At 40.5% G+C, this 16,684-nt stretch carries 21 protein-coding genes and 1 pseudogene; 4 read left to right on the top strand and 18 right to left on the bottom strand.

Annotated elements, in window-relative coordinates; translation table 11 throughout:
- Positions 1–8 precede the first annotated feature (8 nt).
- The 4 genes from OCU77_RS08395 to OCU77_RS08380 all read right to left on the bottom strand — a co-directional run bounded on the left by OCU77_RS08395 (position 9) and on the right by OCU77_RS08380 (position 2,338).
- Entirely contained in the window at positions 9–548 is a 540-nt protein-coding gene (locus OCU77_RS08395; protein WP_048898269.1) for a YbhB/YbcL family Raf kinase inhibitor-like protein, read from the bottom strand.
- A 324-nt stretch (positions 549–872) separates the two neighbouring features.
- A complete protein-coding gene (locus OCU77_RS08390; protein WP_048898268.1) occupies positions 873–1,229 on the bottom strand; it encodes a hypothetical protein in 357 nt (118 codons plus the stop codon).
- A gap of 108 nt (positions 1,230–1,337) precedes the next feature.
- Positions 1,338–1,742 carry a DUF1294 domain-containing protein gene (locus OCU77_RS08385; RefSeq protein ID WP_048898267.1) on the bottom strand — a complete coding sequence of 135 codons (405 nt, stop codon included), beginning with the start codon at positions 1,740–1,742 and terminating at the stop codon, positions 1,338–1,340.
- A gap of 143 nt (positions 1,743–1,885) precedes the next feature.
- Positions 1,886–2,338 (bottom strand): GNAT family N-acetyltransferase, encoded by a 453-nt coding sequence (locus tag OCU77_RS08380; RefSeq protein WP_084711751.1) that lies wholly within the window; start codon positions 2,336–2,338, stop codon positions 1,886–1,888.
- Between the two features lie 216 nt (positions 2,339–2,554).
- Here OCU77_RS08380 and OCU77_RS08375 point away from each other — a divergent pair, with 216 nt between their 5' ends.
- Entirely contained in the window at positions 2,555–2,737 is a 183-nt protein-coding gene (locus OCU77_RS08375) for a hypothetical protein (protein WP_048898266.1), read from the top strand.
- 105 nt (positions 2,738–2,842) lie between these two features.
- Here OCU77_RS08375 and OCU77_RS08370 read toward each other — a convergent pair whose 3' ends face one another.
- A complete protein-coding gene (locus tag OCU77_RS08370; RefSeq protein ID WP_048898265.1) occupies positions 2,843–3,250 on the bottom strand; it encodes a GNAT family N-acetyltransferase in 408 nt (135 codons plus the stop codon).
- 202 nt (positions 3,251–3,452) lie between these two features.
- On the opposite strand from OCU77_RS08370, the gene OCU77_RS08365 reads away from it, so the two are divergent.
- Entirely contained in the window at positions 3,453–4,667 is a 1,215-nt protein-coding gene (locus OCU77_RS08365; protein WP_048898264.1) for an MFS transporter, read from the top strand.
- A complete protein-coding gene (yidZ, locus tag OCU77_RS08360) occupies positions 4,642–5,595 on the top strand; it encodes an HTH-type transcriptional regulator YidZ (RefSeq protein WP_048898263.1) in 954 nt (317 codons plus the stop codon). The genes OCU77_RS08365 and yidZ overlap by 26 nt, the downstream gene beginning before the upstream one ends.
- Before the next feature lie 147 nt (positions 5,596–5,742).
- Here yidZ and OCU77_RS08355 read toward each other — a convergent pair.
- From OCU77_RS08355 to OCU77_RS08305, 11 genes and pseudogenes are all read right to left on the bottom strand, one after another.
- Positions 5,743–5,901: pseudogene (locus OCU77_RS08355) on the bottom strand (carboxymuconolactone decarboxylase family protein); the annotation flags it as partial.
- 26 nt (positions 5,902–5,927) lie between these two features.
- A complete protein-coding gene (lepB, locus tag OCU77_RS08350) occupies positions 5,928–6,824 on the bottom strand; it encodes a signal peptidase I (protein ID WP_048898262.1) in 897 nt (298 codons plus the stop codon).
- Positions 6,825–6,875: 51 nt separating this feature from the next.
- Positions 6,876–7,592 carry a hypothetical protein gene (locus OCU77_RS08345; RefSeq protein ID WP_261856002.1) on the bottom strand — a complete coding sequence of 239 codons (717 nt, stop codon included), beginning with the start codon at positions 7,590–7,592 and terminating at the stop codon, positions 6,876–6,878.
- 380 nt (positions 7,593–7,972) lie between these two features.
- Positions 7,973–8,350 carry a carboxymuconolactone decarboxylase family protein gene (locus OCU77_RS08340; protein WP_048898260.1) on the bottom strand — a complete coding sequence of 126 codons (378 nt, stop codon included), beginning with the start codon at positions 8,348–8,350 and terminating at the stop codon, positions 7,973–7,975.
- A 65-nt stretch (positions 8,351–8,415) separates the two neighbouring features.
- Positions 8,416–8,766 (bottom strand): MerR family transcriptional regulator, encoded by a 351-nt coding sequence (locus tag OCU77_RS08335; protein WP_048898259.1) that lies wholly within the window; start codon positions 8,764–8,766, stop codon positions 8,416–8,418.
- A 46-nt stretch (positions 8,767–8,812) separates the two neighbouring features.
- Entirely contained in the window at positions 8,813–9,655 is an 843-nt protein-coding gene (locus tag OCU77_RS08330; protein ID WP_048898258.1) for a DUF726 domain-containing protein, read from the bottom strand.
- Between the two features lie 29 nt (positions 9,656–9,684).
- Positions 9,685–10,014, bottom strand: coding sequence for a hypothetical protein (locus tag OCU77_RS08325; RefSeq protein WP_048898257.1), 330 nt, complete (start codon positions 10,012–10,014; stop codon positions 9,685–9,687).
- Positions 10,004–10,351: a YkgJ family cysteine cluster protein gene (locus tag OCU77_RS08320; protein WP_107302850.1), complete on the bottom strand. Its 348-nt coding sequence runs from the start codon at positions 10,349–10,351 to the stop codon at positions 10,004–10,006. The genes OCU77_RS08325 and OCU77_RS08320 overlap by 11 nt, the downstream gene beginning before the upstream one ends.
- On the bottom strand, positions 10,345–12,063 hold the full coding sequence (locus OCU77_RS08315) for a hypothetical protein (RefSeq protein WP_048898256.1): 1,719 nt from the start codon (positions 12,061–12,063) through the stop codon (positions 10,345–10,347). Before OCU77_RS08315 ends, OCU77_RS08320 begins: the two co-directional genes overlap by 7 nt.
- 58 nt (positions 12,064–12,121) lie before the next feature.
- The gene (locus OCU77_RS08310) at positions 12,122–13,192 is read right to left on the bottom strand and encodes a hypothetical protein (RefSeq protein ID WP_048898255.1); all 1,071 of its coding nucleotides are present in this window, start codon (positions 13,190–13,192) and stop codon (positions 12,122–12,124) included.
- Positions 13,193–13,355: 163 nt separating this feature from the next.
- Positions 13,356–14,309, bottom strand: coding sequence for a helix-turn-helix transcriptional regulator (locus OCU77_RS08305; protein ID WP_048898254.1), 954 nt, complete (start codon positions 14,307–14,309; stop codon positions 13,356–13,358).
- A 455-nt stretch (positions 14,310–14,764) separates the two neighbouring features.
- Between OCU77_RS08305 and OCU77_RS08300 the strand changes: the two genes are divergently transcribed.
- Complete coding sequence (locus OCU77_RS08300; RefSeq protein WP_048898253.1) at positions 14,765–14,947, top strand: hypothetical protein; 183 nt, start codon at positions 14,765–14,767, stop codon at positions 14,945–14,947.
- Positions 14,948–15,076: 129 nt separating this feature from the next.
- On the opposite strand, the gene OCU77_RS08295 is transcribed toward OCU77_RS08300, so the two are convergent.
- Both OCU77_RS08295 and OCU77_RS08290 read right to left on the bottom strand, forming a co-directional pair.
- The gene (locus tag OCU77_RS08295; protein ID WP_048898252.1) at positions 15,077–15,607 is read right to left on the bottom strand and encodes a YqhA family protein; all 531 of its coding nucleotides are present in this window, start codon (positions 15,605–15,607) and stop codon (positions 15,077–15,079) included.
- Between the two features lie 103 nt (positions 15,608–15,710).
- Positions 15,711–16,607: a LysR family transcriptional regulator gene (locus OCU77_RS08290; RefSeq protein ID WP_048898251.1), complete on the bottom strand. Its 897-nt coding sequence runs from the start codon at positions 16,605–16,607 to the stop codon at positions 15,711–15,713.
- Positions 16,608–16,684 lie beyond the last annotated feature (77 nt).

Below are 16,684 nucleotides of genomic sequence, written 5' to 3'. Positions count from 1 at the left end.
ATATCCTTTTATTTTCGTCCAGCTAACACTGTCAGTGTTACGTCATCGATCTTATGAGCAAGCACTGTTAAAGCGACAATTTGCGGGGTTGCATTTGAATCAACAGGTAATTTAGCGACATCTAATGCAGTGAGCTTCCATTGATAACGATGCACTTCCCCGATTTGTGGGCAAGAGCCAATAAAGCCTTTTGCACCAACATCCGTTTTGCCTTCAACAGTGCCAACAGGAAGCTTACCGCCATTAATCCCACCGTTTATGTGCGTCACATTGCCGGGGATATCAAAAACAGACCAGTGCCAAAAACCACTCCCCGTTGGTGCATCCATATCAAAATAAGTTAGAGCAAAGCTCTTGGTGCCTTGGGGAACATTGTTCCAACTCAAGTCTGGAACCTCATTAGCTCCATCACAACCAAATTGATTTGCGAAAAATGTATTTGATATCGGCTGCCCATTTACAACGGAATCACTCGTCAGGCTGAAATCAGCGGCAAATGAAGGAGATGACAATAAAACCGAGACTGCAAATATAAGAGGTTTTCTCATAGTAATTTTCTCTGTTTGTTAAGTATTCCAACCATTAACGTAACAGAACGATAAAAACTAAAATGACATAACTGAAATACAAGACAGGCAAGATTTCCTATTCCATAGCCATCAAGCTTCGCTCTATTGCGTACCTCAGCATCGATTATAACTATTCATATTATTCTGATAATTGAGCATTTGAAGAAAAGACTATTCGGATTAAATGAACAATCTTGATTAAATGGTATTGCTTAAATAGCCTTGATTAAAATTGTAGATTTTTAAGATAAAAAAAAGCCACCAGCAATACCTGCTAGTGGCTATAGTTTTTATCGTTGATTGTTATAACTGTTCAATTTTCGCTAAAGGGCAAGCTCTACTCAACGTTGACTTAACTGCGCCTAACTGAAATTCAGACACCCAAAACTCTAAAGCACTACCACTCTTATTTAATAAGGTGATGCAAATGCCTTGCGGTAATGGGTTCGCATATTGAATACGCACTATGTCCGACGCTGGGATAGATTTACCTCGTAACCTGAGTAACCTTTGTGCTGAAAACTGACGGATACAAACATGATCACCTTTTACCTCAAGGATGCGATGACTGTCATTAACGGCATCGTTGAATCGAGAACTCACATAAGGAAAGACAAAAAACATCAAAAGCACAATAACGCTAATTAATAATACATCCATCAATGCTTACTCATTCAAATAACAACATACTTTCATGCTTGTTAGCCTCTAATACACTAACGTTTACTCGGGGAACCCGCTCAAACTCAGTCTATTGGTTAATACTGGCTAACTTATTGCCGTCGCTAACAACTGATGTAGCTCTACCAACGCAGCATGGCTAATAACACTTCCTTTTGGGGTTTGAGTCCAAACGAAAGCGACACAATTTAAAACAACTGTTACCCATAGTATCAACTTAAACGGTTGTTTTTTGGTCTTATGTCGCAATTTTCTTTGTGCAATCAATGCACCAGGCCAACCGCCCATTAAGGATAGTAAGTGAAGCGTACTTTCTTTCGTTCGCCACTCACCTTTCACTGCCGCCCTTTTGTCTTTCGCGTATACAGCAAAAGTCAAAAGACTAAGAACAATATAACTCGCTAAAAATTCAACTGGGGCATGAGAAAATAATACAGTGCAGGTAACAAACACAAGATAAATAACACTGATACTTAAATTTAATGACTTCATAGAAGGAAAAAGATCTTAATTGCAATAGGAATACATTATTAGCTTCAAAGTATCATGCCGCAGTAAAGTATAGACAAGATAATTTGATCATTTATTGCTAACTTTTAAGCACTACACTTTCTCAGAACACGACAACTAGGTTTCTATATCGAAAGCTTTAACTCCAACTCACGCCCTTCAATATAATTTCCCGTAATTTTAAAACCCAAGCATTCGTAAAACTGCTGAGGCCCATCTTTAGCCGGAACCACACTGGTAGTGAGCTCTGTAGCGTTAAAAGTTGCTTTTAGCTCGTTAACAATAAGCTGAATAGCAGAACGGCCTAACCCTAATCCCTGATAATTCTTATCTATCATAAAGCGCCACAAATAGAAGGTGTTTTCTTCAGGGTGAGCATTAAGCATCACAAACCCGACAGGTACCTCGTTGAGATAGATACCTCTCATCCATACGTAATCAGAGAAGTTAGCTTCAGCCATTGATATGGCATTAGTGTCTACGTAACCCTTCTGCTCCTGCTTAACCGATAATTGGCAAACAGCATAGAAATTGGTCGCGTTTAATTCTTGCAACCTTAATTCGTCATGGCTGATCACATGCACAGTCCTTGTTACTCAAACGGAAGAATTGTTTAATTAAATTGCCTTATCAGAAAACCAAAGTACATGAGTGACATAGAAACAACAATAAGGTTCGTTAACGCCACTCACACATTTGGTTAATCTTATGTTCCATATTTAACGGGTGTGTAACCCTAGTAAAGCGATTAATGTTAGTAGCACGTAAAGAGCAATAATAGCGAGACCAAGTCAGTGAAAATACTCATTCAATACACACAAACAGGCAAGTATCGGGATCATGCTTGGGAGTCACTCACGCTTAAAGCAAAAGGTGAAGTACAAGCAGTGACACCCTCTTATGCTGCTCAGTTGATCGACCAAAATAGAGCGAGCTTATTTACGACAGATAAAGAAAGTATCGTCATTCAGCACTAGCTCCCGTTTTCATGAGCTCTCGCCCTCAGAGCTCATGCCCCTTACTGCCAACTCAAGTTCATACTGACTAAAGGTTTATAGTTTGAAAGTGAACTATAAAACGGCTTATTCCCATTTAACCGCCATTTGATAATACGATACATCCGATTTTTTAAACACTTCCCCTTGTGCTTTGAAATCAAACCTTTGATAAAAACCTAAAGCACTAATACGCGCATCGCACCAAAAGTAACAAACACCGTATGCTTTGAGTTCTTCAACTGCACGCTCTATAACTTTTGTTCCAATACCTTTACCTTGAAAGTCAGGTAAGGTCGCAAACTTCCTTAGCCTCGCAGAGCCATCATCAATATAAATGGAAGCAACGCAGACCAAGTTGTTATCAATAAATGCGCCATAGTGTATTGCCGTTTCATCACCCTCCACCTTACAAAATAGAGGCGGCTTCGTCGGCCAAAGTACAGTGTGCCTAACTGACAAAGCTTGATCCCATGTGATTCTTTGAATATCCATAACCCCTCGTAGCGCTAATACCTTTGATATTTGATTAACACTTTACCATAAGCGCCTAGGGCCTCGTCTTGCCCTGTCGATATAAGAAAACCCATCACAATGTTAAGGGTTGTCCTAAATGGAAATACCTGTTGTCAGATTAGTAACTCGCTTCCATTTGGTTTGACGGCTAATATCCTCGCAACATTTTAGTGAGGTTTTCATGGTTCGTTATCTTCTTTGTAGTTTTGCGCTTGTTCTGCTTTACCCCACCGCGATTGATTTGTACTTAGTCGGTTTACCGCATATTGCGCAAGATCTTGGGGCAAGTGAGTCTCAGCTTCATATCGCTTTTTCTATTTATCTTGCTGGTATGGCAACCACCATGCTGTTTGCAGGCAAACTTTCAGATTCAATGGGGCGTAAACCCATTGCTATTTTTGGGGCGATCACCTTTGCGCTCGCCTCTCAACTAGGCGGCCTGGCTGAAAGCAGTTCAACCTTCTTAATCGCACGCTTTGCTCAAGGTATAGGCGCTGGCTCCTGTTACGTTGTCGCTTTTGCAATATTGCGCGATACCTTAGACGATCAACGCCGTGCCAAAGTGCTATCAATGATCAATGGGATCACTTGTATTGTGCCTGTATTAGCGCCTGTACTTGGGCACTTAATCATGTTGAAATTTCCGTGGCCGACCTTATTTACTACCATGGCATCAATGGGCGTCTTGGTATGTTTAATCGCAGTGTTTGTATTACGAGAAACCAATCAGCACAAAACATCCCGCATCAACGCAGGCAAACAAGATCAAACCGTAAAGACTGCTACTAAACAAGAACCCTTCTTGGAGCGCTTTTTCGTCAGCCGTTTGATCATTACCTCTATTGGTGTCACGACTATTCTTACCTATGTGAATACCTCACCTATGCTGGTCATGGGCAGCATGGGCTACAGCCGCGGTGACTATTCATCCGTCATGGCGTTAACAGCTTTGGTGAGTATGATCACCTCGTTTTCAGCACCATTTGCACTGTCTGTCTTTAAGCAACGTACCTTAATGCTTGTTTCTCAAACACTGTTGCTGATAGCTGGGTTAGTTTTACTGATTACATCCATAGCTGAACTCAGTGCTTCATTTAATTTACTTGGCTTTGCACTTATCTGTGGTGGCTTCTCGCTAGGTTTTGGGGTGGCGATGAGCCAAGCGCTCAGCCCATTCGCATTACGTGCGGGTATGGCAAGCTCTTTGTTGGGTATCGCACAAGTGTGTAGTTCTGCCCTATTTATTTGGTTTATGGGGATAATCGGTGTTAACGCACTGAATATGCTGGCGATAGTATTAGCGTTTGGTGGCATTATCTGCGTCGCTCTAATACTATTGGTGCCATCGCCATCCTTAAATTATTCGACCAATGAAGAAATCGTTAGCACGGCTTGATCTTAACTTACTGTCCACTTTGCAGCTGCTATTACAGGAGCAAAGTGTCTCTAAGACAGCAAAGAAGTTGAATGTAACACCATCAACGGTGAGTAAATCACTGACGAAGCTTCGCGATTGGTTCGACGACCCTTTATTTGTCAAAACGCCACAAGGGCTACGGCCGACGACTCTCGCACAGAGTATGTCACAAGATCTTTCAGACTGGCTGCAAATTGGCAGCCAACTTTTAGCTATGCGAAACGATAATAAGCCTGAAGGGGTGCAATTCAATCTCACCATAGAATCGCCACTCTTGCTGCTTATGTTTAATGCGCTATCACAAGAAATTTACCGCACTTATCCAGCCGCAAAAATCAAAGTTAAAAACTGGGATTACGACTCACTCGAATCAATCATTCAGGGCGAAACGGATATTGGTTTTACAGGGCGAGAATCGCACCCACGCTCGAAAGAATCCCTCGATTTACTACCGTATTTCATCGACTTTGAAGTCTTGTTTCATGATTCACCTGTGATCTTCTTACACAAAGACCATCCAGCATTACAACAAGATTGGGATCTAGAGGCATTCTTGCAGTACCCGCACATCAATATTGTGTGGGAAAAGAGCGAATCTTGGGCGCTAGACGAAGTGCTCGCTGAAAACGGTTTGACCCGTAATGTCGCACTAACCATGGCAAGTTTTGAACAATCACTGTTTATGGCGGCACAATCAGGGCACGACATGATCACCACTGCACCTCAATATTGCCAGCAATATACCCAGCAATTACATCCAGATCTCATCTGCTTACCTATTCCTTTAGAAGCAGAAGCACACGCCAAGCTCAGTATTCCGTTCACTATGATCTGGCATAAAAGAAATGGCCATAACCCTAAGATTCAGTGGCTGAAAGAGACAATTAAGCAGCTATATTGCCAATAAGAATTAAGTATCTGTGCCCCATTTTCATCAGCCAAACACGTGATAACAAGTAAATGATGGGAACGCTCAACGCTCTCCCATCACTTTAATTAACATTGTTCACTTTCAGGTAAGGCGAAATCTACCAGCTAACACTTAGTGACTCTACTATGTCAATTCATTGCGTGATTCGAAGACTTCTTTAGCAACGAACATCCCATTTAATGATGCGGGAAAGCCCGCATAAACAGACATTTGTAGGATCACTTCGGTGATCGCCTTGGGCGTACAGCCAACATTCAACGCACCATTAATATGCACATTTAATTACTGTAGCAGTTATCTTTTACAAATTACCAAGCTATTGCTACAGTTCCAATTATATTTCCTTGCGGAACAAAGCCCCAATAACGACTATCAAAGCTTTTATCTCTATAATCACCTAAGACAAAATAGTGCCCTAAAGGAACGATCCACTCACCAACTTTAGAATTTTCTTGAGTAAAGTACTTACTCGTTCTATCTTTTTTTGTTTTATCTATCAAAATGTCGTATTTATTATTACCAGCATATTCTTCATATAGCCAAAGGCCTTTATCAAGTAATTTACCTTTATCATTTCTCACAATATTTAAATAATCGCTATTACCATCCCCGCTACAACTAGTTTTACTGCAATATTTTTCAATCTGAATTTTTTTGTTTATATATGTAATTTTATCCCCCGGTAAAGCTACAATTCTTTTCACAAAATCAATACTAGTGTTCTTTGGATATTGAAAAACAATCACATCCCCTCTTTCTAAATTAACTGATGCAGGTATTTTCGAAAACTGCATTCCAAAATATCTATAATTACCAAACCCTCGCTTATCCACCACCACTTTGTCGCCTGGATTCAAAAAAGGACTCATAGAGTTAGCAGGTACTCTAAATAAATCGAAGAAAAACACTCGAATTGTAATCAGTAGAGAAAGCATAACTAAAAAACAAAGTATAGTGGCCCACCATCGAGCAAACCAAGGTCTGACACCTTGACCTTTATATCTTCGAGCAATGATATAGCCATGAATAGGACATATTAGAATGAAAGCACCGATAAAATCAGGCGAAAATATCATTACACCTATCAGTAATAGAAAGTATAAAACAAAGTACCTTGGTTTATTAACATAAAGAAAAACAAATGGCTGAACTATTAACCCTAAGACGATTACGACCAAGATATTTGGTTTCCAAAACGTACCCACACTCACTCCTTAAGCAAAAACCACAATAAATTTAACATTACATCTTTAATTTTATAAAACACTTTCGTCTACACAATCAGACTTTTCGATTATTATAGAAATAACTTCATTTTGATTATCATCTTTATAAATATAATTAAAATCAACACCATTATTCATAAATGCTATATTGATATAGTTTGAGCAAACATTTTCAATAAGTGCCTTTTTTATTTTTGTAAAAAACTCATATTTGTCAATATAATCAAAGTTCAACCCCGTAAGTGTATACAATGCAATGTACTGCTTGTCAGTACTATATATACGGTCGAGCTTAGTATATTCATCAATGATAATAGGACATGATTCATTATTTCTTTTTGTGACTTCAGCTAACATTGTATTTGTGTTTTTCTCAATTATTGATTCAGAGATAAAACCTTGTATCGCCATACAACGCCTCATTGATTTATAAATAGAATTAATTTCAGGTGTAATCTTAGCTGATGGGGACAATAATATCTGTCGATAAGCAAGATCAAGCTTTAAATCCCAGTCACATTCTATTTTTGCTTTGCTAACCTCTTCTTGTGTGGCTTTTCTCGTTTGGTATATCCATTTAGATTCAGTCTTAGAAGCACAACCTCCAAGTAAGATAACAGCTAGTATCAAAAACACATATGGCACGATTAACCCTCTTTTAAATAAAAAACAATAAAATGCATAGATAGTATTCAGTATGTGAATACCTGCGAAAACCCAACCCCAACAAAGTAAAACCAAAGCCATATCAACTAGTTGAATATGGGTGATTATAATAGGAAACCATTTAAAATGTGAGTTAAATATTGCTTTTACCTTCCATATTGACTTGATCGACCAAATAATAAACAGACGTACATTTAAACCAAAATGAAAAACCTTCATTAAATGGGAGTCTTTATTAGGTTAGCTGATTATCATATTGATATTTAAGAGGCCTATATGCATAGCTCTAACCATAGCAGTGCCATCATCAATATTCAGACACATAAAATGAGGACTATCGATGGCAAGGTTAATCGGTCTGCTTACACCTATAAACGATAAAGCAGCTAGAAATAGCTGCTTTATCGTTTATTAATCGCTTACTAATAGAATTAACGCATGTGAAAATTGCTTTGTACAACTTATTCTTCACGTAATTTAAAGACTTCTTTAGCAACGAACATCCCATTTAATGATGCGGGAAAGCCCGCATAAACAGACATTTGTAGGATCACTTCGGTGATCGCCTTGGGTGTACAGCCAACATTCAACGCACCATTAATATGCACATTTAATTGCGGCTGACAGTTACCTAGAGCCGTTAATGCCGCAACCGTGACTAACTCTCTTGTTCTTAAATCAAGGCCATCACGTTGATAAATATCACCAAAGGGATACTCAATGATGTATTTAGCAAGATCGGGGCAAATATCATTCAAACTCTTTATGACATTTTGCCCTGCTTCGCCATCAATCTCATTTAGCTTGTTTAACCCATTAACATATCGTTGATTGTCCATTTTTACACTCCAGTTAATAAACATTAAAGCGACGATACTTGTTAGAGTTAACTCTAAGTCAATGGTTAAATTAGCTGATTGTAATAGTCAATTTTCTTCTTCAACGCTTCTAAGTGGTCAACTTCACTTGCTATTCTTTTTTGAAGGTTGTCTGAATGCTGTTCAAGCAGGTCTTTCCTTTGATCCGCGGTTTCAATCCCTTGTTCACGCAATTTTGCGTACTCCATGATCTGATTCAACGGCATACCCGTTTCTTTAAGACGAGTAATGAAAGCGACCCACTCTTGGTCTCTCTTTGAATAATTACGATGACCACTTTGGTTTCTAGAAACAGATGCTAACAAACCAATCTTTTCGTAATACCTTAAGGTATGAGGCGACAATCCAGTCAGCGCTGAAAATTGGCTAATATTCATTTAAACGTCCTTGTCTCTTTATTTTAGGATCTCGCGATCCTTCTACTCAGGATTTCACGTCAGAAAATGCTTTCTTCAACAACTCACCCAAGGCTTTGTGCTTAAACTTGGTATGCTTACTGGCAACGTCAGTCACATCAAGGTTAGTAATTGCCGTGTGGCTTTTATGCTCTAACGCATGTAAACCAATCGGTGACTCACGGAATAACGTCCCCGCTTTGTAGGCATATTTCAGTACCGAGTCCGTTTTACTCATGCAGTTAATAAAGACGGTATCAGCATGGGTATCGAAAATCGTTTTCCACAATTTGGAGTGTGATGACACCGCGCCAGCAAGCAAATAACACTGGCTGACTTTGTTGGTTGTTAGCCTTTCCATCGTATGGCGAATAATACGCGCACCCAGTGAGTGCCCCATCAAAACACAAGCATCTAATTCAGGATCTTGTTCAATCAAATTGGCCAGTGCAGCCCCTACAACTTCAGTTTCAGCGAACGCTTTACGCCAATGACCCGATACTTTATTGATCGCTGAAAAGCCAGCCACACCTAATTTTTTGATTAATGAGTCTTGCGTGGTCACGCTTGGCATTAACTGAACTAGGCCTTCATCCAACAGCAAATCGCTCAAGTTACCTGCCTTCCATTTTACATGGATCACTTTATGATCTGGGTATAAGGCATCAACAACTTCTAGCCAGTCAGAAACATCACAACCTTTGCCAGACATGAAACCGTTAATCACTAATACTGTTGCTGCACTGGAGGCCGACTTGTGCTTACCCTCTCGAATAACGTGTAACTCAACGGCTGAGCTCGGATCTGATGTTGGTTGAGTGGGATTAACACGGGGTAATGCCGCTTTAATGGCTTTGAGTTTACTGAGCACGGTTATTGAGGTTCCTTTGTTTAGTTAAACTAGCTAAGAATACGCTGAAAGATGAATGTAATAACAGCCATGGTCGCGATACCCACGTTAAGCAATAACATCTTTTTTTGATGGCTTCGCTCTATTGTAAATCGTGCTTCCATTTCCTGCTTGTGTTTAGCATGTGCTTGGTCGATCGTTGCTAGCACTTCTTTTTTTAGATTTACGGCGGCTTTTTGAATACGTTCATCAACCAAGTCGAGCATTGGCGCTAACTCTTTCGCCTCTAGTGTCAGATTTTTCGAACTTTCAACGACAGTTTTCGCCTCAGCCGCTGAAGCATTAAACTTATCCAACGCCGATTCAATTTTATCTAGCATTTATCTCTTCATCTTTAAGTAGTTGATCGCTTATCCCACTGGCTAGATCTAGGCTATTTGCTGCGATTCTATCAGGTAGGTTTTCGCAGATTTCTAGATTAATCGCGATAAACTCATCCCAAGAAAACTGCTCTGCATAGTTTTCTCGATATTGCCGTTCTACTTGGCAAATCTCTGGCCTGTTATCATAAATTTTACAACGCCTCGTCGCGGTATCAAGGTGACGGCATATGCCATCACCTCGACTTAGTGGCAGCGTTATTTCTGACAGGTGAACGTTCGCACAGCACTTCCCACACCCGTTACACGGAAATGGTTTTAGCTTTTCGGTTAGCATAAGCTTTTCAACCAACTGCGCGTGCTATCTAAGTTACCCGCTTCAAACGGTAATTCAATATCACGCATTTTGATTTCCTGCGTAAGGATCAAGCCTTTCTCATACTCACAATTAACGGCGACTAAACTATCGGTAAATTGCGCCATTTCTTGTGGGTCTAAATTAAACTCAAGGGCCGCTAACTCAACCAAATAGCGATCTAGCTCGGCATTCACTTTTTGGAAGTATTCTAATGTACGGCGCGCTTCGCTTTTAAATTGATTAAGGAAGTTCCAGACCTTTTGCATCATCTCACTGTGATCCAAAAAGTAAGTCACCCCTAATGTCATCAGTCCAGTGGCAATAGCGCTAATGAATGATGCAAGCTCAGAGCCAAAAGGGAATGTCATGACAGTTGCTAGGTGTTGGTTCAAAATAACCCCCATAGCGACTGCGACACCCGTTGATAAAATACGGGTCACTTCACGCGCTAAATCGCCAGCAGATAGCTTACTTGGGTTAAAGAACACCATTTTTGCCGCTGACACTAAGCTGGTCCACATTTCTCGGATCAACTTACCAATCAACTTTTGAGTCGTGAAAAATATATTCATGACAGTGGTAGTCAAGCTAGAGAGTACACCACCAATAGCGCCGTCTTTGAACTCGGTCAAAATATCTTTAAAACGTGCTTTAATTCGCGTCCAAATATCGACCGCCATTTTCTTTAAGCGGTCAAGAAAACGCTCCAAGGTAAAGTTGCCCTGTGCATCTTTGTACAGTGATGGAATGTGTTCTTTTAGCTCAAACCAAACTTCAGCCATGATCATGCCGAGTGCTTGGCGCATCCCCATTTTAAAGCCTGATTTTGCAGACTCGACTGCAGTACTTTTGAAAAACTTGCTGCTACTGTAATACGTGGCATTGATCTGACCATCGTACTGCTGACGTGCTTGTTGATCGGCTTCGCGCATTTTGTCGTGATCAAGACTTTCTAGCACCTCGATATGTTCTCGATCTTTCGTGATCTTAGCTTCAATTTTACGCTTTTCATGGCGTTGTTGAGGTGTCGTCGTCGGCATGGCTGCCAGTTTCTCGCGATTTTGCGCTATGTTGGCTTTTTTCGTTTCTATGGTACGTGGTAACACATCACCTAAGAACGCATCCATCGAGTGAGCAGACTTAAGGTTGTTAATGTACGAATGGGTTGATTGAAAATTCGAACTTTGGTTGGCAAGTTCAACGCCATCAAGCCCAGCCAGTACGCGACCTGCATCGTTGTGCACCTCATGCGACGAAATGATGTGATCAAGCTGGCGATTCTCGTTGTATGCCATGTTTTGGTCGCGATATGCATCGTACAACTGCCCTTCTTGATGCAGTTGTTTATCCACTGCGCCACGGCTTTTGTAGTCGGCATCAGAATGGTAACGATCAACCTTTACTGCTTTACCTTTACTGTTGAATACCGGCTTACCGTCAGCATCTAACTTAGCAGGTTTATAATCACCTTTATTTTGATATTCCTGTTTTACTTGTTCAGAAAGATGAATATCTGTTTCACCATTCTGATGCTTACGCACGTTATGGATAGTGGCAACTTCGCCACCTTTTTTATCTTCAAACAATAAAAAATCCAGACCAAACGAACTCACTAAACTTTGAACTACCGTTTTATTCAGTTCTTCCATTAAGTGAAAATCAGTACGTGCAGAGGCAGATGTTACAGACATGAATCGCATACTCCAAGAGACAATAAAGGTGGCCTTATCCGCCACCTTTCATTGGTTGTTAATCAAATTGTTTTGATTCAAATTTCGCTTTCGCTAATGTTTCATCAATAGCAGCATCGTTAATAACCTGCATACCATCTTTGTCTGTTTCGATTTGAACAACATTATCTTTAATAATCACTTTACCCGCGCTATCACACTTCGGCTTAAATAATGGCGTAGTAATAATATCGGTTAAAATGGCAGCCACTTGATAGCCATTCTGAATGATTTGAATAAGATCATCACCAAAGGCGTCAATGTTCGCACCCGTTTTTATCAGATGATCCATCGCTTTTAAGCTATCAAAGTATTTTTGGAATTCTTCATAGATACGCTGTGTTTCGGTTTTAATTTGAACAACATAACCACGTGTCTTATTTAATTGGCTACGGCCTTTGGTCATTTTTGAGATAGCATCATCAACTTCATCACGCGTTTTGCGAGCATCACTTAGTGCTTCTTCTGCATGTGCAGCAAATGCCCAACCCGCAATTGCCATAATTGGTGCAGCAACAACGCCACCCAATACCATAGCACCACCTGCCATACCAAAGCCGCCAGCAGCCAGTGAACCACCACCAATCGCAGCCATCGTTGCGTTATAGGCCGCGGCACCAGAAAGTGCAGCAATTGGCGTACCAGTAGACGCAGCAGCCAATGCCATGACACCGCCGTAAACAGCGTAAGCCGCGGCTGCACCACCAATACCAGCCCCTGCAACTTTACCCAAGTAAGCCGTTGTCGATAATGCCAAACCATCAATTTTATCTAGCTTGTGCTGAGGGAAATCAATGTTGATATCTTTCGAGCCCGATTGGTTCAGTTTTTCAAGTAACTTATCTGCAATAGTACGAAACGCTTTAAAGTCTTCGCCTACTTTCAGTTGCAGTTCACCCAACTGAGTAAGGCTTTTCGTTGTGCGTTCATTTGCTTTGTCGAATAACTTTTTATCATTTTCGTAATCGCTTTTCGCTGATTCCAAAATATCATTCGCTAATGATTTATCTTGATAACCGTCATACCCTTTCTTTGCACCAAAACCTGCGGCCGCAACTGCAGCTCCAGCCAAAATGAATGGTAATGCCATACTATGTCCTTACTCTCTAATTATTGATATTTCTGAAAAATCACTCTTAATATAAAGAGTAATAAAATTTAGTTATTTCAGATATTAGGAATCGCTGCCACGAATAAAGTTCGCCAGTAAATGGCATTCTATTCATGTTGTTGAAACTAAAATAAAGTGCTTTTTATTTCTCGTAACTTACATTCCAAATATCATCACCAAAGCCTCTCACCCACATTTTCAACCTGAGTGAATCAATGACTGTTGCGGTAATAAAATAATCCTGCTCGTTTTCTTCTATTATTTGATCGTGTGACAATGGCGTTTCTAATAAATGAAACCCCGCTTGTTTAGTGATATTAAATGTCACTTTACATTTATCTCCTTCCCCAAAGCCAAACCGTCCATCAGCATCATACTGGCTCAATTGAAAGTCTTTAGGGCGTTCAAAACCAAATGAAGAAACCACAGCCTTACTGATTCGATGCAAAGCCAAAGCGCGTTCATTGTCGTAACCATCAAATCGACAAACTAAATACATTCGGCAACCTTGCTGCGCCAGTCCCAGCGGCATCACAAGCGCAGTGCGTGTTTGCTGACGCGCATTATGGTATTCCAGGTTCAATAACCTATCGTTGTACAAGCCTTCACTCACAGCTTTAAAAACACCATCATCCAGCTTTGGAGGCAATAATGGCTGGGTTTCACTAACAACCCTTACCTTTTTCAACCAGTTTCTGTCTTTGCTGTTATCGCAACTAGGATTGAGCTTATGTCTTGCTTCAGCAAAAAAGCCGTCTAACGATGACATGACATTTGCTGGTAACAAGTTCGCTAAGTAGTCTTCTGCCATGCTCAATAGCAAAGCTTCATGAGAACTCAAGTTCGGCAGTGCTAACCCTTCCCCACACTTATTCCATGAATAGCCATAAGGCTTACTACGTTCATCGCGAGTGATATTAAAATGCTCGCACAATGTTTCTAAGTTACGTTGTATCGATCGAATGTCTCTAACGATCCCGACACTCTCTAATTGATCGCGCAGTTCACTGGCCGTTACCTTCCGTGAGCGTGGAATGCGCTTCAGTAATTCAAACGCCAAGGCTACCGATTCTTGAGTGCTTGCTCTTTTCGCCATACTGTTCAATCACTCTTATCACAATGCAAAATAACGCTATGTCGTTGTTGTTATGATTATTATCATTATTGATGCGACATAATGTGACGCATATTATACATATTTAAAAATTAAACAAAACACCATTCTGTAAATTGAGTTCTGTAGCTCAAACAAAAAAAGAGCACCTGAATGAGTATTCAAGTGCTCTTTCGAAGACTTAGCTGCTATGTGGTATGAAAAAAAGTAACCTTATTGTCCTATTAGTCCGTTCACTAAAGTTCCGCTGTTAACTCAATATTCGATAAGAAGCAGTGATTACAACCCAGTCATAGAGCAACATTTAGATCACACTAACCACCAAATCCCATAACACAATAGTGGTAAACATTATCTGTATTGATCTACATCATTTTAATAATGAGTAACCTTGAGGCATGTTAATAATGCGTTAACAATCAACAGAGGTTAAAAATATGACATTAAAACAAGACTCGCGATGCTACACGGATGTTTGTGTTAACGGTAAATGGTTCCACCACGATCACTGCACAACCAAGGCTTACATGCTCAAAGGCGGTGCCTCGTCTGTTATTGAGCTTGCTAAAATGCCAACAACAGAGGGTGAATTAATCGACTTACTCGCCGATACATTTTAACGGCTGTAAAGCCCAATAAGGCAGCACAGCAATCTTCTTTTAAGGCGAATGCTAGCATTAAGTAAACAGAGAATCTTACATCACGCTCAATATGACGGCCCCATCATATTGAGCTGATTCTTCCTTATTCTAGTTATCTTTATGTGCATTTTTATGATTTTCGACCTGCCCTAGCCCTAAATATTTCAAACCTACGCTAAGTAACAATATCGATGTTGGCAGCACTAAAATATCCCAACTAATGCTATCGAAGTTGATTAAGACTAACTCCAAAAACTTCACAAATAAAATCACAATAATCGCTTCAGCCAATATGTTTTTTAGGTGGCCGATGTTCGGTGTTTTTATCCAACGAAGGACTTTAATTTGTTTGTTTTCGTCCTCTTTGTTAGCGATAAACAGCGTGTAAACACCATGAGCAAAAATGAATAACACTAAAGCGACAAGGAAAGTATCAAGCGATTTAATCAAATATGAAATGGCAATATCAGCGGTGTCTAAGTGCGCTAAGCTTGCCGGTGGTGTTTTGCTAAGGGCGAAAACAGCAAAAGCCGAATAGGTTTTCGCCGCCCCCATCACAAACAGCAGAGATGAAGCCAGCATAGAACAAATGATTGCGATCCAGCTGACATGTCGAAATAGGTTGAATGTTTGTTTCATAACTTCGCGCTCACAGACTTAATTGATGGCGGCAAGTGTAAGTGCAAATTCAGACTGTGATAATCCCATCGAAATGACAAACATTATTACAGCACAGTAATAATCAACCGTTATTCAGTGCTTGTTGTAAGCACTCAACGAACAAAGAGATCTTAGTCGCCAAATGTTTACGCCCTGCATGAAACGCATATAACACCAAGTCTTCCGGTTGTGCTTCTAGTTCAACTTTTTTCAGTAAACCCGCACTGATTTCAGCAGCACATGACCACTGCGGTAAGATTGAAAAACCAATCCCAGCCAAAGCCGCAGATCTTGCCATGGTGCCACTGTTGACCTTAAATGATGACTTAACATGCTGATGAAGATGTTGGCCTGTGTTGTCTTTAAATACCCAAGGAACACCATTTAATGCTGTTAGGCTGGTAATGCAGGGTAATTGACTTAACTCTGCAAGCTTGTGCGGCCGCCCGTAGCGCTCAATAACACTCGGGGCTGCGACAACGACACTTGGGTAGCGCATAATCTCTTTTGCTATCCAGCCGCTGTCCGCTAACTTCCCTCGGTTGAAGGTTACAACCAAATCATAGCCATCAAGTAAATCTTCTTTTGGGCTCAGGCTTGTTTCACACAAGAAGGAGATTTCTGGGTATTGGAGACAAAATGAGACAGCCGCATCGGCAAGCATAGGAATATCCGGCATTAGGACTTTAAGCTGCCCAGATACCGCTTGAGCGTGATAACTGATTTCCTTAAATGCATCATTCAAGGCACCCATCAAGTTAATGGTTGAGCCATAGAGTTGCTCACCAAACTCTGTTGGTGTGACACGACGTGTTGTTCGATTTAGCAAGCGTACATTTAGTTGCTCTTCAAGTAGTGCAACGTGGCGGCTAACATTGGAAGTTGGCATACCAAGGTACTCTGCAGCTTGTTTAAAACTGTTATTTTCATACACGCAGTGAAAGCTTCTCAGCCACTGCTGATCGATTTGGTCAATCATAACTATCCCATTTTTTAGGATTATCAAACCTATTTAGGTGACTTTATCCCACAAAATTAACGCCTACAATTGTTGCT

This window comes from Photobacterium swingsii, from assembly GCF_024346715.1.
GTDB classification, from domain to species: Bacteria; Pseudomonadota; Gammaproteobacteria; order Enterobacterales; family Vibrionaceae; genus Photobacterium; species Photobacterium swingsii.
Note: the sequence above shows the minus strand (reverse complement) of the source record. Positions and strands in the feature narration are given on the sequence as shown.